Source organism: Azospirillum sp. TSH20 (assembly GCF_003115935.1).
Lineage (GTDB): Bacteria > Pseudomonadota > Alphaproteobacteria > Azospirillales > Azospirillaceae > Azospirillum.
Window position 1 is genome coordinate 1 of sequence record NZ_LGQU01000028.1, and the last position, 17,536, is coordinate 17,536.

17 protein-coding genes and 1 pseudogene are annotated in these 17,536 nt (G+C 67.7%); 13 read left to right on the forward strand and 5 right to left on the reverse strand.

Annotated elements, in window-relative coordinates; all coding sequences use genetic code 11:
• The coding region (locus TSH20_RS08670; protein ID WP_109074352.1) for a cupin domain-containing protein at positions 1-386 on the forward strand (386 nt) is incomplete at its 5' end.
• Between the two features lie 27 nt (positions 387-413).
• On the opposite strand, the gene TSH20_RS08675 is transcribed toward TSH20_RS08670, so the two are convergent.
• From TSH20_RS08675 to betB, 5 genes are all read right to left on the reverse strand, one after another.
• Positions 414-926, reverse strand: coding sequence for a hypothetical protein (locus TSH20_RS08675; protein WP_109074353.1), 513 nt, complete (start codon positions 924-926; stop codon positions 414-416).
• A 155-nt stretch (positions 927-1,081) separates the two neighbouring features.
• On the reverse strand, positions 1,082-1,504 hold the full coding sequence (gene ndk, locus TSH20_RS08680) for a nucleoside-diphosphate kinase (protein WP_085089708.1): 423 nt from the start codon (positions 1,502-1,504) through the stop codon (positions 1,082-1,084).
• Between the two features lie 222 nt (positions 1,505-1,726).
• On the reverse strand, positions 1,727-2,695 hold the full coding sequence (locus TSH20_RS08685) for a choline ABC transporter substrate-binding protein (RefSeq protein WP_109074354.1): 969 nt from the start codon (positions 2,693-2,695) through the stop codon (positions 1,727-1,729).
• Positions 2,696-2,740: 45 nt separating this feature from the next.
• Positions 2,741-4,465 (reverse strand): choline dehydrogenase, encoded by a 1,725-nt coding sequence (gene betA, locus TSH20_RS08690; RefSeq protein WP_109074364.1) that lies wholly within the window; start codon positions 4,463-4,465, stop codon positions 2,741-2,743.
• A gap of 106 nt (positions 4,466-4,571) precedes the next feature.
• Positions 4,572-6,041, reverse strand: coding sequence for a betaine-aldehyde dehydrogenase (gene betB / locus TSH20_RS08695; protein WP_109074355.1), 1,470 nt, complete (start codon positions 6,039-6,041; stop codon positions 4,572-4,574).
• Positions 6,042-6,311: 270 nt separating this feature from the next.
• Between betB and TSH20_RS08700 the strand changes: the two genes are divergently transcribed.
• The 12 genes and pseudogenes from TSH20_RS08700 to TSH20_RS35630 all read left to right on the forward strand — a co-directional run.
• Positions 6,312-8,207: an ABC-F family ATP-binding cassette domain-containing protein gene (locus tag TSH20_RS08700; protein ID WP_109074356.1), complete on the forward strand. Its 1,896-nt coding sequence runs from the start codon at positions 6,312-6,314 to the stop codon at positions 8,205-8,207.
• Positions 8,204-8,908: an exopolysaccharide biosynthesis protein gene (locus tag TSH20_RS08705; RefSeq protein ID WP_247871529.1), complete on the forward strand. Its 705-nt coding sequence runs from the start codon at positions 8,204-8,206 to the stop codon at positions 8,906-8,908. The genes TSH20_RS08700 and TSH20_RS08705 overlap by 4 nt, the downstream gene beginning before the upstream one ends.
• Positions 8,909-8,947: 39 nt before the next feature.
• Positions 8,948-9,535 (forward strand): phospholipid methyltransferase, encoded by a 588-nt coding sequence (locus TSH20_RS08710; protein WP_109074357.1) that lies wholly within the window; start codon positions 8,948-8,950, stop codon positions 9,533-9,535.
• A 42-nt stretch (positions 9,536-9,577) separates the two neighbouring features.
• The gene (locus TSH20_RS08715) at positions 9,578-9,970 is read left to right on the forward strand and encodes a VOC family protein (RefSeq protein WP_109074358.1); all 393 of its coding nucleotides are present in this window, start codon (positions 9,578-9,580) and stop codon (positions 9,968-9,970) included.
• Between the two features lie 77 nt (positions 9,971-10,047).
• Positions 10,048-10,854: a YdcF family protein gene (locus TSH20_RS08720; RefSeq protein ID WP_109074366.1), complete on the forward strand. Its 807-nt coding sequence runs from the start codon at positions 10,048-10,050 to the stop codon at positions 10,852-10,854.
• Positions 10,855-10,987: 133 nt separating this feature from the next.
• Positions 10,988-11,947, forward strand: coding sequence for a septal ring lytic transglycosylase RlpA family protein (locus TSH20_RS08725; protein ID WP_109074359.1), 960 nt, complete (start codon positions 10,988-10,990; stop codon positions 11,945-11,947).
• A gap of 87 nt (positions 11,948-12,034) precedes the next feature.
• A complete protein-coding gene (locus tag TSH20_RS08730; protein ID WP_109074360.1) occupies positions 12,035-13,225 on the forward strand; it encodes a D-alanyl-D-alanine carboxypeptidase family protein in 1,191 nt (396 codons plus the stop codon).
• A gap of 11 nt (positions 13,226-13,236) precedes the next feature.
• Positions 13,237-13,896: a dTMP kinase gene (gene tmk / locus TSH20_RS08735; protein ID WP_109074367.1), complete on the forward strand. Its 660-nt coding sequence runs from the start codon at positions 13,237-13,239 to the stop codon at positions 13,894-13,896.
• Positions 13,893-15,011 (forward strand): DNA polymerase III subunit delta', encoded by a 1,119-nt coding sequence (locus tag TSH20_RS08740; RefSeq protein ID WP_109074361.1) that lies wholly within the window; start codon positions 13,893-13,895, stop codon positions 15,009-15,011. Before tmk ends, TSH20_RS08740 begins: the two co-directional genes overlap by 4 nt.
• Before the next feature lie 52 nt (positions 15,012-15,063).
• A complete protein-coding gene (gene metG, locus TSH20_RS08745; RefSeq protein WP_109074362.1) occupies positions 15,064-16,614 on the forward strand; it encodes a methionine--tRNA ligase in 1,551 nt (516 codons plus the stop codon).
• Positions 16,615-16,622: 8 nt separating this feature from the next.
• Positions 16,623-17,402, forward strand: a complete 780-nt coding sequence (locus tag TSH20_RS08750) for a TatD family hydrolase (protein ID WP_109074363.1) — start codon at positions 16,623-16,625, stop codon at positions 17,400-17,402.
• Between the two features lie 26 nt (positions 17,403-17,428).
• Positions 17,429-17,536: pseudogene (locus TSH20_RS35630) on the forward strand (MBL fold metallo-hydrolase); the annotation flags it as partial.

Here is a 17,536-nt window from a genome sequence, read left to right on the forward strand (position 1 = left end):
AGCCGGTGAGTTTCGCAAGGAAGGACCCCACCATGCCCCCCGCCACTCCCCCCGCTACTCCCACTGGCGCCCCGAAGGCCGACGTGATCACCTGGAGCAACCTGCCGGCCCAGACGGCGGACGGCGTGGAGCGGCGCAGCTTTCCCGGCACCGGTGCGTCGCTGAAGCACATCGTCATCAAGGCCGGGACCGCCGCCCCGCGCTACGCCCATGCGCACGAACAGTTCGTCATCGTCGTGGAAGGCCGCGCCCTGCTGACCTGCGAAGCCGGCCCGGTGGACTTGCGGCCTGGGATGGTCATCCGCTTCGACCCCGAGGCCTGGCACAGCGCTGACTTCATCGAGGACACGGTGCTGATCGAGGTGAACCTGAACCCGGCGGGGTGAAGCCGCCGGGATGCTGGAGGCGACCGCTCAGACGTCGATGTCGATGTCGATCTCGCCGTCGTCTTCCGGGGCGCGGCCGAGCAGCAGGTCGGCGGCGTCGAGAGTCAGCGCCTCCACCTCCTCGTTGCGCTCCTCGTCGGGAAGGCGCAGCGCGTGCATCACCTGGGTCGCCAGATGGATCAGCATGGCGCGGACGCAGTCGTCCTCCGGATATTCCAGCGCCACCACATCCTTCAGGAAGGCGCCCAACTGTTCCGGCGTGTTCCACGGATGGGTGATGACGGATTCGAAGCCGCTGGTGCCGAGGAAGACGGAGTTGAGCGCGATGGCCTGACGGTTGATGCCGTCCACCGCCTCGTCCTGGTCGAGCTTGCCCTGGAGAACCTGATTGAAGGCGTCCAGGCTGAGGTCGATGAACTGGCGGACCAGCAGCCGCACCACGGATTCGTCGGACAGGTCGTTGCGGGCCTGCGGCTGGGTCAGCACCGGCAGCGGTTGCAGCAGCGCCGCGATGATCGGCTTTGCGGATTGGGATTCCATCGCGGGCAACTCCTGTCGGGATCGGCCCCGGCGTCTGCGGGGCAACATGTTCATGGCCCCCGATACTGCCAGAGCTTGACGCAAAACGCAAAAAGGGCCGCCCCCTCTCGGGAGCGGCCCTTTCGGCAAGCCTGACGAAGGTCAAGCGCGCAGGATCAGCCGACCAGCTCGATGCCGGCGAAGAAGAAGGCGATCTCCTGGGCGGCGGTCTCCGGGGCGTCCGAACCGTGGACCGAGTTGGCCTCGATCGACTCGGCGAACTCCTTACGGATGGTGCCCTCGGCGGCGTTGGCCGGGTTGGTGGCGCCCATGATCTCGCGGTTGCGGGCGATGGCGTTCTCGCCTTCCAGAACCTGCAGCACCACCGGACCGGAGATCATGAAGGAGACCAGATCGCCGAAGAACGGACGCTCGCGATGCACGCCGTAGAACTGCTCGGCCTGGGCCTTCGACAGCTGGACGCGCTTCTGGGCGATGATGCGCAGGCCGCCGTCTTCGAACTTGGCGTTGATCTTGCCGGTCAGGTTGCGGCGGGTGGCATCGGGCTTGATGATCGAGAGGGTCCGTTCGACGGCCATGGTGGTGACTCCTGCGGGAATGGGGCTTTTCGCCGATTTAAAAACACGCAGGCGCCGCCGGAAGACCGGGGCGCCGGATGGGCCGCTTTATAGAGGCGCTTTCGCGGCGCGGCAAGGCGTTCGTTGGGGGGCGGGCGTCGCCTGCCTCCCGAAAAAAAGCGGCCGCGACGGCATCCCGTCGCGGCCGGAGTCGAGGAGGCATTGCGGAAACACGGAGTCAGGTCAGGATTTCAGCGCGCCCAGCTTGGCCTGTGCAGCGGCCAGACCGTCCTTTCCGTCCAGCGTGGTGACGCCGGACAGCCAGGTCTTCAGGATGGCGGGATTCTTCTTCAGCCAATCGGCGGCCACCGCTTCCGGCTTGCGGCCGCCGTTCATGATGCCGTCCATCACCGAATTCTCCATGTCCAGGGTGAAGACCAGATTGGACAGGAACTTGCCGACATTCGGGCATTCGGCGGCATAGCCCTTGCGCACGTTGGTGCTGACGGTGGCGCCGCCGAAATTCGGGCCGAACCAGTCGTCGCCGTCGGCCAGATAGGTGATGTCCATCGTCTTGTTCATCGGGTGCGGCGCCCAGCCCAGGAAGACGATCCACTTCTTGGACCGGACCGCCCGCTTCACCTCGGCCAGCATGCCGGCCTCGCTGGATTCCACCATCTTGAAGTCCTTCAGCCCGAAGGCGTCGGCCTTCAGCATCTTGTCGATGACGAGGTTGCCGTCATTGCCGGCCTCGATGCCGTAGATCTTGCCGTCCAGCTTGTCCTTGTACTTCGCCAGATCCTTGAAGCTCTTCAGCCCGGCCTCGGCGGCATAGGTCGGCACGGCCAGCGTGTATTTGGCGCCTTCCAGGTTGACGCGCGTCACCTCGACGGAGCCGTCCTCCAGCACCGGTTTGATGAAGGTCTCCATGGTGGGCATCCAGTTGCCGAGGAACACGTCCAGCGACTTGGTCTTCAGCCCGAGATAGACGACCGGCACCGACGAGATGCTGGTGGTCGGCTGGTAGCCCAGCGCCTCCAGCGTGACCGACGCGAGCGCCGTCGTCGCCGCGATGTCGGTCCATCCCACGTCGCCGAAACGCACCGCCTTGCAGGATGCCGGATCGGCGGCGACCGCCGGCAGGGCGGCAGTCCCGGTTGCCAGCATCAGGCCGACGGCCAGACCGCAGAGTTTACCGAATGTATTGCCCATATCCCTGTTCTCCTTGCTTGTGGTTGTCGTTGTCGGCTTGCGGGGTCAGGCCCGCAGTCGTTGTTCCCTCTGGCTCTCCTTCCGGGTCTCCTTTTCGTTGATGGCGGCCTCGGCGACGTAATAGGGGACGTCGGCGCGCGGCAGCGGCGGACGGCCGCGCACCGCGTCGGCGAGCTTCTCCGCCATCATGATGGTGGGCGCGTTCAGGTTGCCGGTAACGATGCGCGGCATGATCGAGGCGTCGATGACGCGCAGGCCCTCCAGCCCATGCACCCGGCCCTGACCATCCACCACCGCGCCGTCGTCGGTCCCCATCCGGCAGGTGCCGCAGGGGTGATAGGCCGTCTCGGCGTGATGGCGGACGAAGGCGTCGAGGTCGGCGTCGGTGACGCAATGGACGCCGGGGCTGATCTCCTCCCCACGATAGGGAGCCAGGGCGCGCTGCCGCATGATGTCGCGGGTGATGCGGATGCCGGCGCGGAACTCCCGCCAGTCCTGCGGATCGGCCATGTAGTTGAACAGGATGCTCGGCGCCTGCCCCGGATCGCGCGACCGGGCATGGACCCGCCCCTTGCTGGGCGAGCGCATCGAGCCGACATGAGCCTGGAAGCCGTGCGCCTCCACCGCGTTGGTGCCGTTGTAGCTGATGGCGACGGGGAGGAAATGGTACTGGATGTTGGGCCAGGGCACGTCGTCGCCGGTGCGGATGAAGCCGCCGGCCTCGAACTGGTTGCTGGCGCCGATGCCGGTGCCCAGGAACAGCCATTCGGCGCCGATGGCCGGCTGGTTCCACCATTTCAGCGCGGGATAGAGCGACACCGGCTGGCGGCATTCATACTGGATGTACATCTCCAGATGGTCCTGGAGATCGCCGCCGACTCCCGGCAGGTCGATCACCGCCGGCACACCCAGCTCGCGCAGCAGTGGCGACGGCCCCACGCCTGAGCGTTGCAGGATCGCCGGAGAGGCGATGGCACCAGCGCACAGCAGCACCTCCCGCCGCGCCCGCGCCGTCACCGGCGTGCCGTTGCGCAGATAGGCGACGCCGACGGCGCGGCGTCCGTCGAACAGGATGCGGTCGGTCATCGCGTGGGTGACGATGGTCAGCCCCGGCCGCCCCCGCGCCCGGTCGAGATAGCCGCGGGCCGTGCTGCAGCGCCGGCCCTGCGCGGTCACGGTGCGGTCCATCGGGCCGAAACCCTCCTGGCGGTAGCCGTTCAGATCGTCGGTGCGGCCATAGCCGGCCTGCGCCCCCGCCTCCACCATCGCCTCGTAAAGCGGATTGACGCCCGGCTTGGCGGTGGTGACGAACAGCGGTCCGTCGCCGCCGTGATAGGCATTGGGGCCGATGTCGCGCGTCTCCGCCTTGCGGAAATAGGGCAGGCAGTCGAGATAGCTCCAGTCCTCCAGCCCCGGCAGCTCGGCCCAGCCGTCATAGTCCAACGCATTGCCGCGAATGTAGCACATGCCGTTGATCAGCGACGAACCGCCCAGCCCCTTGCCGCGCCCGCACTCCATCCGGCGGTTCTCCATGTGCGGTTCGGGTTCGGTCTCATAGGCCCAGTTGTAGCGGCGGCCCTGCAGCGGAAAGGCCAGCGCCGCCGGCATCTGGGTGCGGTAATCCAGCCGGTGGTCGGGTCCACCCGCCTCCAGCAGCAGGACGCTGACGCCGGCATCCTCCGTCAGACGGCAGGCGAGGACGTTGCCCGCCGACCCGGCGCCGACGATGATGTAGTCATACTCGCGCGCCGCAGGGGCTATCGTGGACATGGCGGCGGGCACAGCGGTGCCGTTCTCCGGCGCAGCGGCCCCGGAGGTCGGTGAATTCGACATCGAACACCCCTTTTTCGAAAGGTGGCCTTTTCTGAAAGACGGCTCAGAACACTGAGGAGTAGGCTCCCAACTCGACCTGGACCGACTTCACGCGGGTGTAGTGGTCCAGCGTCTCGACCCCGTTCTCGCGGCCGATGCCCGACTGCTTGTAGCCGCCGACCGGCATCTCCGGCGGCGATTCACCCCAGCTGTTGATCCAGCAGATGCCGGCCTCCAGCCGGTGGATCACCCGGTGGGCGCAGGCCAGATCGGTGGTGACCAGTCCGGCGGCAAGGCCGTAGCTGGTGGCGTTGGCCCGCGTGATGACCTCCTCCTCGTCGTCGAAGGTCAGGATCGACAGGACGGGGCCGAAGATCTCCTCGCGCACGATGGTCATGCCGTCGTGGCAGTCGGTGAAGACCGTGGGCGCCACATAGGCACCGCGCGCGAAGGCGGCCCCCTCCGGAACGCCGCCGCCGGCCAGGAGCCGCGCGCCCTCCGCCTTGCCGGCCTCGATGTAGCGCAGCACCTTGTCGCGGTGGGAGAAGCTGGCGAGCGGACCGAAATTGGTGTCGGGGTCCAGCGGATCGCCCATGCGGATGCGGCGCACGCGGGCCATCAGCCGGTCCTCGAACGCAGCCGCGATGCTGCGGTGGACAAAGACGCGGGTGCCGTTGGTGCAGACCTGACCGGAGCTGTAGAAGTTCGCCATCATGGCGATGTCGGCGGCGCGGTTGGGATCGGCGTCGGCGAAGACGATCAGCGGCGATTTCCCGCCCAGCTCCATCGTCACCTCCTTCAGGGTCGATCCGCCCGCCGCGGCCATCACCCGCTTGCCGGTCTCAACCCCGCCGGTGAAGGACAGCTTCTCGATGCCAGGATGGTTGGCCAGCATGGCGCCGACCCGGCCGTCACCCTGCAGGACGTTGAACACGCCGTCGGGCAGCCCGGCCTCGCTGTAGATCGCCGCAAGATGCAGGGCGGTCAGCGGCGTCACCTCGCTCGGCTTGAAGATCATGGCGTTGCCGGCGGCCAGCGCCGGAGCCGATTTCCACAGCGCGATCTGGATCGGGTAGTTCCAGGCGCCGATGCCGGCCACCACCCCCAGCGGCTCGCGGCGGGTGTAGACGAAGGAGGTCGGGCGCAGCGGGATCTGGCGGCCTTCCAGCGCCGGGGCGAGGCCGGCGTAATATTCCAGCACGTCGGCACCGGTGACGATGTCGACCGCCCGCGTCTCGCTCAGCGGCTTGCCGGTGTCCAGCGTTTCGATTTCCGCAAGCGCGTCGTTGCGCTCGCGCAGCAGGGCGACGGCCCGGCGCAGCATCCGCGCCCGCTCCATCGCCGTCATCGCCGCCCACACCGCCTGCCCGGCGCAGGCGCTGTCGACGGCGCGGTCCACATCGGCGGATGTCGCCTGCGCCACCTCGGCCAGAGTTTCCCCGGTCGCCGGATTGACGGTGGCGAAACGCTCCTCACCCTCGCCTTCAACAGGACGGCCGTGGATGTAATGGGCCTGCCGTCCGAATCGCATCATGTCCCGTCTCCCTGATTCCGGGTCCCAGAGGTGCATTGGATCGCTGCACGATCATTCCACGAGGACAGACTGATTTTTGTTGATTGAACGTTCAATTAAAAAAGACCGGGTGGCGATTCCGTTCTCCGGAATAGTCGTGTTCAAACAAATTCGTTGCCCCGCGACCGGCTGCAGGCCCGGCATCCGGGCCGTCCCGCACGGGACAAAGCCGTGCCATTCGCCGGCCCCCGCTTCAAATCCGCGGCCCCTCGTGCTACATCCTCGCGCGCTATGCTGCACATCAATGACCTGACCTTCCGCTTCGGCGGCCGAGTGTTGTTCGACCACGCGACGGCGGTGGTGTCCAAAGGGCACCGCGTGGCGCTGGTCGGGCGCAACGGCACCGGGAAATCGACCCTGCTGAAGCTGATCTCGGGCCAGCTGCAGACGGATGCCGGCGCCGTCACCCTGCCGGCCGGCATGCGGATGGGCATGGTGGCGCAGGAGGCCCCCAGCGGCCCGACCTTGCTGATCGACGCCGTGCTTGCTGCCGACACCGAACGCACCGCCCTGCTGGCGGAGGCCGAGACGGCGACCGACCCGATGCGCATCGGCGAAATCCACGCGAGGCTCGCCGACATCGAGGCGCATTCCGCCCCGTCGCGCGCCGCACAGGTGCTGTCCGGCCTGGGATTCGACGCCGAGGCGCAACAGCGGCCCTGTTCCGATTTCTCCGGCGGCTGGCGGATGCGCGTGGCGCTTGCCGGCGTGCTGTTCTCCCGCCCCGACCTGCTGCTGCTGGACGAGCCGACCAACCACCTCGACCTCGAAGCGACCATCTGGCTCGAGGGTTATCTGAAGAACTACCCGCACACCATCCTGCTGGTCAGTCATGACCGCGAGCTGCTGAATGCGGTGCCGACCACGACGATCCACATCGACCAGGGCAAGCTCGTCACCTACAGCGGCAATTACGACCAGTTCCTGGCGCAGCGCCGCGCCAACCAGGAGCGCATCGCCTCCATGGCCGCCAAGCAGGAGGCGCGGCGCAAGCACATGATGTCCTATGTCGACCGCTTCCGCTTCAAGGCCAGCAAGGCCCGTCAGGCGCAGAGCCGCCTGAAGCTGCTGGAGAAGATGGAGTCGATCACGCTGATGGAGGACGATCCCGAGGTCGTCTTCAACTTCCCGCCGCCCGACGAGCTGGCGCCGCCGCTGATCGCGCTGGAGGGGGTGAGCATCGGCTATGGCGACAAGGTGATCCTGCGACGGGTCAACCTGCGCATCGACATGGAGGACCGCATCGGCCTCTTGGGCGCCAACGGCAACGGCAAGTCGACGCTGGTCAAGCTGCTGGCCAACCGGCTGCAGCCGATGGCCGGCGAGATGCGGCGGTCGTCCAAGCTGCGCATCGGCTATTTCGCCCAGCATCAGGCCGAGGAACTGGACCTGTCGCTGACGCCGATCCAGCAGACCCAGCGCATCATGCCGCTGGCGCTGGAGGAGAAGGTGCGCGCCCATCTGGGCCGCTTCGGCTTCCCCCAGGCGAAGGCGGAGACCAAGATCGCCAACCTGTCGGGTGGCGAGAAGGCCCGGCTTCTGCTGGCGCTGATGAGCCGGGAAGTCCCGCACATCCTGATGCTGGACGAACCGACCAACCATCTGGACATCGACAGCCGCGAAGCGCTGATCGAGGCGATCAACGACTTCCCCGGCGCCGTCATCATCATCAGCCACGACCCGCACCTGATCGAGATGACGGTGGACCGGCTGCTGCTGGTCGCCGACGGCACGGTGCAGGCCTATGACGGCGATCTCGACGACTACCGCCGCTATCTGCTCGACCGCGCCAAGGCGGAGCGGGCGGTGGCGAAGGGTGGTGTCGAGCGCGACGCCGGGCCGAACAAGAAGGACCAGCGCCGCGCCGCCGCCGAGGCGCGTACGGCGCTCGCGCCCTTGAAACGCAAGGCCACCGACGCCGAGGCGCTGGTGACCAAGCTGAGCGAGGAGAAGCGCAAGATCGAGGCGAAAATGGCCGACCCCGCGCTCTACAGCGGCCCGTCGGACAAGCTGACCAAGCTGCAGATCGACCTGGGCACGGTGGAGAAGAAGCTGGCGACCGCGGAAGAAACCTGGCTGGAGGCGCTCGAACTCTACGAGAGCGCCGCGGCGGAGGCCGGCGTTTGAACGCCGATCACCACATCGACCACCCGCTCGCCGATGAGGCCGGCGAGCAGCAGCGCGACGGCACCGTCGCCCTGCCCGCGCTGTGCGATGCGATGGAGGAGGAGCGGACGTCGGACGTGCTGGCCCGCTTCCGCGCCAACCTGCCGGCCGGGCGGGTCACGCTGGGCGACCTGATCCGGGCGCTGGGCGACCGCTCGCTCGGCACTATCCTGCTGGCGCTGTCGCTGCCCACCATCGCACCGGTGCCGCTGGGCGTGTCCTGCCTGTTCGACCTCCCCATCGTGCTCTACACCGCCCAGCTCGCCTTCGGCCGGCGCGGGGCGGGGCTGCCGGACTGGCTGCTTCGCCGCTCCATCGGCACCGGGCTGGCGGCGCGCACGCTGGACGCCGCCATGCCGCGTCTGACGGGGATCGAGCGGATGCTGAAGCCGCGGCTCCACCGCCTCGCCCGCATCGATCAGGAGCGCTGGTTCGGGCTTCTGCTGTTCATCCTGACGCTGACCTGCATCGTGCCGCTGCCGCTGACCGGCTGGCTGCCGGGCTTCGCGCTGGTGCTGATCTCGCTGGGGCTGATCGAGCGCGACGGCGGCGCCATCGGCATTGGGCTGGGGCTGACCGTGGCGGCGCTGGTGTTTTTGACGCTGGTGGCGAGCGGGCTGTCATACGCAGGTCACCAACTTCTGGCAGCAACTCCGCTGTAGGGCAGCCGCCGGGCTGTCCCGATTCAGGGAGGCTCAGAGATGACCCAGACGGCGCCCGCGTCGCTTTCCGAATCCTGGCTGTTCTTCCGCCGCTGGCTGGCCGATCCCTGGGCGATGGGGTCGGTCGCCCCGTCCTCACCGGCGCTGCGCCGCCGGATCACCCGCGAGATCCGCTGTGAGCCGGGCGAAGCGGTGGTAGAGTTCGGCGGCGGCACCGGCCCGATCACCGCCGCGATCCTGGAGTCCGGCATCCCCGCCGACCGGCTCTACAGTTTCGAGATCGACCGCGACCTCGCCCGCCATCTGCGCGCCCGCTGCCCCGCCGTCACCGTCATCGCCGACGATTGCCGCAAGGCGCCGGACCTGCTGGGCGAAGCGCTGTGCGGCAAGGTCGGCACGGTGGTGATCGGCATCCCGATGATCACCTTCCCGCTGGAATTCCAGCGCGAGGTTCTGGACGCCACCTTCCGCATCCTGCGGCCCGGCGGACGCTTCCTGCTCTACAGCTTCATGCCGCATTCGCCGCTGAACCGCGGGGCGCTGGGGCTGAAGGGGGAGCGGTTGGGCTTCACGCTGCGGAACCTGCCGCCGGCATCGGTGTGGGGGTACTGGCGCGACCGGGCGTGATAGAGTGCTCCACCAGGCATTCCAACCTTTGCGAGAAGTCCAATGAAATTCGGCTACACCATTCTCTACGTTCCCGATGTCGCCGCATCGCTGGCCTTCTTCGAAAAGGCTTTCGGGCTGAACCGCCGCTTCCTCGCCGAAACGGGCGACTATGGCGAGTTGGACACCGGCACCACCACCCTGTCCTTCGCCAGCCAGGAACTGGCACTCTCGCATCACTCCGCCGGCTATGTCTTCGCCAGCGGCAGCGACAAGCCGTTGGGCGTCGAGATCGCCCTGGTCACCGACGATGTGGAAGCGGCACACGCCGCCGCACTAACCGCCGGCGCCACCGAACAGGCACCGCCGAAGGCCATGCCGTGGGGACAGACCGTCTCCTTCATCCGCTGCCCCGACGGCACCCTCGTGGAGCTGTGCACGCCGGTTGGAGGCTGACGGTACTGAAAGCGACCGCGGTTGCCCCATCCCAACCGCCCCGCTTATGCTCCGCCCCCTCCCCCCCCTTGACCATCGTGAGCGTGCCGGTGCTGTCCTTCATCCTGTCGAAGCTGCTGTGGGGCGTCTTCGCGCCCGGCAATGCGCTGGTGCTGGCGGTGGCGCTGGGGGCGGTGCTGTTGCGGACGCGGCGCTGGCAGCGCGCCGGGCGGCGGCTGGTGACGCTGGCGGCGGTGCTGCTTCTGCTGGTCATGTATACGGGGCTGGGCGCGCTGGTCGCCCTGCCGCTGGAGAACCGCTTCCCGCGGGTGGAGCCGGAGGGGCGGATCGACGGCATCATCATGCTGGGCGGCGCGGTCAACCCGCCGATCACGGCCGACCGCGGCGATCCCTCCGTCAATGAGGCGGCGGAGCGGGTGCTGGGATTCGCCGACCTCGTCCGCCGCCATCCGGAGGCCAAGGCCGTCTTCACCGGCGGGTCCGGCCGGCTGCTGGGGCAGGAGTACAAGGAGGACGTCACCGCCCGCGCCGCCTTGGCCCAGGCCGGCATCCCCGCCGACCGCGTGATCTATGAGGTGGACTCCCGCAACACCTGGGAGAACGCGGTCTTCAGCAAGGAGATGGTCAAGCCGGCACCGGGGGAGCGCTGGGTCCTCGTCACGTCGGCCATGCACATGCCGCGGTCGGTCGGCATCTTCCGGCAGATCGGGTGGGAGGTGATTCCCTACCCCGTCGATTACCGCACCCGCCACGATGCCAAGCCGTACCTGCGGTTCGAGTTCGGACAGAATCTGGTGATCCTCGACGACGCGGTGCGGGAATGGATCGGGCTGACCGCCTATTGGCTGATGGGCCGCACCGATAGCCTGTTCCCCGGCCCCTGAGGGTCCGGCCCGCGTACGGGCTGTGTCATCGTGTTTCTGCCGCGTTCGAGGCATTGGCGCGGCGATGCCAACCCGCTAGAGTGCCGCCGCCCTGGCGTTCCGGCCGGGTTTGGGGAAGGAAGGGGTTTGGCGGATGCGTCGCTGGCGCGGGGTGAGCAGGGTCGTCGTGCTGGTCGGCGTGGCAGCGCTCGCCGCTTGCGCGCAGAAGCCCGCCGGCACCGGCTCGGGCCTTCCGACCAGCGGCGTCTACAAGGTGGGCAAGCCCTATCAGATCAACGGCGTCTGGTACTATCCCAAGGAAGATTACAGCTACGACGAGACCGGCATCGCCTCGTGGTACGGCCCCGGCTTCCATGAGAAGAATACCGCCAACGGCGAGATCTACGATCAGAACGAGTTGACCGCCGCGCACAAGACGCTGCCGATGCCCAGTCTGGTGCGGGTGACCAACCTGGACAACGGCCGCTCCATCGTGGTGCGCGTCAACGACCGCGGCCCCTACGCCAACGGCCGCATCATCGACATGTCGCGCCGCGGCGCCCAGCTGCTGGGCTTCGACGGCCCCGGCACCGCCAAGGTGCGCGTGCAGATCCTGGCGGAGGAAAGCCGCGCCATCGCCGCCGCCGCGCGCCAGAGCACGCCCGCCCCGATGCTGGCCGAACTCGACGGTCCGCCGCCGAAGGCCGCTCCGCGCGGCCGGATCGAGGTGACGGGGCCGGCCGGACCGGTGACGACACTGGCTGCCGCCCGCCCGGCGGTGGTCGGCGCCCCCATTCCCCCGCCCACGACCGTCGCCGGCTCCATGTCGGAAGGACGCTTCGTTCCGGCCCCGGTGGTGGCGCAATTGCCGGTGAGGGCGCACGAGGCCATCTATGTGCAGGTCGGCGCCTTCGGCAGCGAGGAGAATGTCGCGAAGGCCCGCGCCCGGCTTTCCGCCATCGGTCAGCGCGCCAGCGTGAGCCAGACGCGGTCGGCCGGCATGACCCTGCACCGCGTCCGCGTCGGCCCGCTGGACACTGTGGACCGTGCCGACAGCCTGCTGAACCAGATCATCCAGGCCGGCCTTACGGAGGCCAAAATCGTGGTGGATTGATCCGTCCACCCGACCTCATTCCCGGCTGCTCTTCCCGAGCGCCAATGACCCAATGCCTGTACCGAGTGCCCTTGGAGGATTGTTGCCATGAACGCTGTTGTCGTCCGCCTGTGCGCCGTTTTCGGCCGTTCCGTCGCCGTTGCGGCCGGAATTGCGATGGCCGGGGCCACGATTGGCGCCGGCTTCACCGCGGTCTCGGTCCAGGCCGCGACCATCGACACCATCGCCAAGCAGGCGATCCTGGTCGATCTGACCTCGGACACCGTGCTGTTCGAGAAGAACGCCGACGAGCGCATGGCGCCCTCGTCGATGAGCAAGATCATGACCGCCTACATGGTCTTCGAGGCGATCAAGGCCGGCCGCCTGACGCTGGAGAGCACGCTGCCGGTGAGCGAGCGGGCTTGGCGGATGCAGGGCTCCAAGATGTTTGTGGAGCTTCACAACAACATCAAGGTCGACGACCTGCTGAAGGGCATGATCGTCCAGTCCGGCAACGACGCCTGCATCGTGCTGGCCGAAGGGCTGGCCGGGTCGGAAGGGGCGTTCGCCGAGCAGGCGAACAAGAAGGCGCGCGAGCTGGGGCTGAAGAACAGCAACTTCGTCAACGCCACCGGCTGGCCCGACCCGAACCACTATATGACCGCCCGTGACCTCGCGCTCCTTGCCGAGCGCCTGATCAAGGATTTCCCGGAGTTCTACAAGTACGATTCGATCCGGGAGTTCAAGTATCACGGCATCACCCAGGGCAACCGCAATCCGCTGCTCTACCGCAACATGAATGTGGACGGGCTGAAGACCGGCCACACCGAGGCCGGCGGCTATGGCCTGACCGCGTCGGGCGAGCGCGAGGGGCGCCGGTTGCTGCTGGTGGTCAACGGCCTGCCCAGCATGCAGGCGCGCGCCGACGAATCGGCCCGGCTGATCGAGTGGGGCTTCCGTGAATTCGCCTCCTACACCCTCTACAAGGGCGGCGAGACGATCGAGCAGGTGCCGGTCTGGCTGGGCGAGCAGGATATGGTGCCGGTCACCGTGCCGCAGAACCTGAGCGTCACCATGGCCCGCGCCGACCGCCCCGGCATGAAGGTGTCGCTGGTCAGCAGCGCGCCGGTTGCCGCCCCGATCAAGAAGGGCGACACTGTCGGCAAGCTGGTCATCTCCGCCCCCGGCTTCCCAGGCAAGGAGGTACCGGTGGTTGCGGCGCAGGACGTGCCGAAGGCCGGCTTCGTCGGCCGCGCCTTCGCCGCCGCCAAATATCTCGTCTTCGGCAACAGCCTGTAATCGTGACGACCATGCCGACCTCCTTCACCGCCTCCGCCAACCGTGGCCGCTTCATCACGCTGGAAGGCGGCGAAGGGGCCGGCAAGTCGACGCAGCTGCGCCGTCTGGCCGACGGTCTGCGCGCCCGCGGCATCGACGTCGTGACGACGCGCGAGCCGGGCGGATCGCCGGGAGCGGAGGAAATTCGCGGCCTGCTGGTGACCGGCGAGACCGGCCGCTGGAGCCCGGTGACGGAGGCGCTGCTGCACACCGCCGCCCGCCGCGACCATCTGGAACGGACGGTGTGGCCGGCGCTGGAGGCCGGGCGGTGGGTGCTGTGCGACCGCTTCTTCGACAGCACCATGGCCTATCAGGGCTATGGCCTGGGGCTGGGGCGCCAGTTGGTGGAAACCCTGCAGCGGGCGGCATTGGGCGAGTTCCGCCCCGACCTGACGCTGATCCTGGACATCGGCGTCGAGACGGGTCTGCGCCGCGCCGCGTCGCGCCATGGCGGCGAGGACCGCTATGAGCGGATGGACATTGGCTTTCACCAGCGGCTGCGCGACGGCTTCCTCGACATCGCCCGGCGGGAGCCGGAGCGCTGCGCGGTGGTGGACGCCGACGCCGATCTTGACGGGGTGCAGGCCCGCGTCTGGAACGCCGTCGCCGGGCGGCTGGGACTGGTGTCGTGAGCAAGGCGCGCACCCCTGCCCCGGCGGCCCCCGCCGCGGAAGAGGCGCTCGCCCCGCGGCGCAACCCGGATCTCGTCGGGCATGAGGAGGCGGAACGGCTGCTGCTGGAGGCCTGGAATTCCGGCCGGCTGCCACACGCCTGGCTGATCGGCGGTACGCCGGGGATTGGCAAGGCGACGCTGGCCTTCCGCTTCGCCCGCTTCGTCCTGGCTCAGGATCCGCCAGGGGACAGTCTGTTCGGCGGGAACGCTCCCGTCACCTCGCTGCACATCGGCCCGGATCATCCGGTGTTCCGCCGGGTGGCGTCGGGCGGCCATGCCGATCTTCTGACCATCGAGCGCCAGCGCGACGAGAAGAAGGGCCGGTTGAAGCGCGACATTGCGGTGGACGACGTGCGCAAGATCGGTCCGTTCCTGCGCCGCACCTCGGCGGAAGGTGGCTGGCGCGTCGCGGTGATCGACGGCGCCGACCGCATGAACCTGAGCGGCCTGAACGCCATCCTGAAAATCCTGGAAGAGCCGCCGCCCGGCGCCCTGCTGCTGCTGGTCAGCGACAATCCCGGCGGGATGCTGCCGACCATCCGCTCGCGCTGCCGCAAGCTGACGCTGAAGCCGCTGGCGGAAGACACCGTCATCGACCTGCTGGGGCAGCACCGGCCGGACATCGCCGCCGACGACCGTCCGGCGCTGGCCCGCCTGTCGGAGGGCAGCGTCGGCCGCGCCATCGATCTGGCAGATGCCGGTGGATTGGCGCTGTACCGCGAGATGGTCGGGCTGCTGTCCGACCTGCCGCGCATCGACATCGTCGCCGCTCACGCCTTCGGCGACAAGCTGACCCGCAAACAGGACGACGGGATGTTCGAGACGGCGACGGAGTTGCTGGTCTGGTGGCTGGCCCGCTTCGCCCGGTCGCTCGCCCGCGGGTCCTGGCCAGCGGAGGTGGTGCCGGGCGAGGCCGCCCTGATGACCCGGTTGGCCAATGCTCGCGGTCTTGAACGTTGGGTGGAGGTGTGGGAAAAGGTTCAGCGTCTTTTCGCGCGCGCGGAATCCGCAAACCTGGACCGCAAGCAGGTGGTCCTGAACGCACTGGCAGCGCTGGAAACGGCCGCCGCCTAGCGTTGTTTCTTGAACCTGCCGGTTGAACCTGACTTGAAAGAAAGTGCCGCAAATGGCCGGGCCGAAGACCTTCTATCTGACGACGCCGATTTATTACGTGAACGACGTGCCGCACATCGGCCACGCTTACACGACGCTTGCCTGCGACGTCCTCGCCCGGTTCATGCGCCTCGACGGCTATGACGTGAAGTTCCTGACCGGCACCGACGAGCATGGCCAGAAGGTGGAGAAGTCGGCGGAAAAGGCCGGCATCGCGCCGCAGGAATTCACCGACCGGGTGTCGCAGAATTTCCGCGATCTCGTGTCGCTGATGAACTATTCCAACGACGACTTCATCCGCACCACCGAGCCGCGCCACGTCAAGTCGGTGCAGGCGCTGTGGACGGTGTTGAAGGAGAAGGGCGAGATTTATCTCGGCTCCTACGCCGGCTGGTATTCGGTTCGCGACGAAGCCTTCTATGGCGAGGACGAACTGACCACCAATGCCGAGGGCAAGAAGATCGCCCCCACCGGCGCCGAGTGCGAGTGGGTGGAGGAGCCGTCCTACTTCTTCAAGCTCTCGGCTTGGCAGGATCGGCTGATCGAGTTTTATGAACAGAATCCGGACTTCATCGCCCCGGCCGGCAAGCGCAACGAGGTGATGTCCTTCGTCAAGTCGGGGCTTAAAGACCTGTCGGTCAGCCGCACCACCTTCAAGTGGGGCATCCCGGTGCCGGGCGACGACGCCCACATCATGTATGTCTGGCTCGACGCGCTGGCGAACTACATCACCGCCGTCGGCTATCCCGACACGACGGGTGAGTATGCCAAGTACTGGCCGGCCGACCTGCACATGGTCGGCAAGGACATCCTGCGCTTCCATGCCGTCTATTGGCCGGCCTTCCTGATGGCCGCCGGCCTGCAGCCGCCCCGCCGTGTCTTCGCCCATGGCTGGTGGACGATCGAAGGCCAGAAGATGTCGAAGTCTCTCGGCAACGTCATCGCGCCGGAAACGCTGGTCAACACCTACGGCCTCGACCAGACCCGCTATTTCCTGCTGCGCGAAGTGCCGTTCGGCAATGACGGCGACTTCTCGCACAAGCAGATGGTCAACCGGATCAACGGCAACCTCGCCAACGATTACGGCAATCTGGTGCAGCGCGTCCTGTCGATGATCGGCAAGAACTGCGGCGCCACCGTGCCGACGCCGGGCGCGTTCACCGAGGCTGACAACACGCTGCTCGGCTCGGCCTACGGCATGCTGGACATCGTCCGGGCGGAGATCAAGGCGCAGGCGTTCCACAAGGCGCTGGATGCCATCTGGGCCGTGGTCGGCGACGCCAACCGCTATGTCGACGAACAGGCCCCGTGGGCGCTGAAGAAGACCGACCCGGCGCGCATGGCGACCGTGCTGTATGTGCTGGCCGAGACGATCCGTCATCTGGCGATCCTGACCCAGCCGGTGATGCCGGACAGCTCCGCGAAGATCCTCGACCTGCTGGCGCTGGGACCGGATGCGCGCGGCTTCGGCACGCTGGGTCCGTCGGGGGCGCTGGCTGCCGGCACGCCGCTGCCGACGCCGCAGGGTGTCTTCCCGCGTTACGTCGAAGAACCGAAGGCCTGAGTTCCCTGATGCTCGTCGACAGCCATTGCCATCTCGACTTTCCCGATTTCGCCGAAGAACTGGACGCGGTCGTCGACCGCGCCCGGCAGGCCGGCATCGGGCGGATGGTCACCATCTGCACCTACATCAGCCGGTTCGACCGCATCCTGGCGGTGGCGGAGCGCTATGACGACATCCTCTGCTCGGTGGGGGTCCATCCCCATCAGGCGCAGGAGGAGTTCGCCATCACCACGACCGAAACGTTGGTGGAGCTGTCGCGCCATCCCAAGGTGATCGGGCTCGGCGAAACCGGGCTCGATTATTTCTACGACAAGAGCCCGCGCGACCAGCAGCAGGAGTGCTTCCGCCGGCACATCCGCGCCAGCCTGGAGACCGGCCTGCCGCTGATCATCCACACCCGCGACGCCGACGACGACACCATGCGCATCGTCAAGGAGGAAGCGGCCGGCCAGCCGGTGAAGGGGCTGCTGCATTGCTTCAGCTCCGGCCGGGCGCTGGCGGAAGAGGCGGTGAAGTACGGCTTCAGCCTGTCGCTGTCCGGGATCGTCACCTTCAAGAAGTCGGAAGACCTGCGCGCCATCGTGAAGGACGTGCCGCTCGACCGCATCCTGGTGGAGACGGATGCGCCTTACCTCGCGCCGATCCCCTTCCGCGGCAAGCGCAACGAGCCGGCTTACGTCGCCCACACCGCGGCCTGCGTGGCGGAGGTGAAGGGAGTGTCGGCGGAGGAACTGGCGCGGGTCACCACCGACAATTTCTTCCGCCTGTTCGACAAGGCGGCTGCATGACAGTGGACGGCGCATCAACCGGCGCGATGCGCGTGACCGTCCTTGGCTGTGGCGGGTCGCGCGGCGTGCCGGTGATCGCCGGCGTACCCGGCGGCCAATGGGGCCGCTGCGATCCCGCCAATCCGAAGAACCGC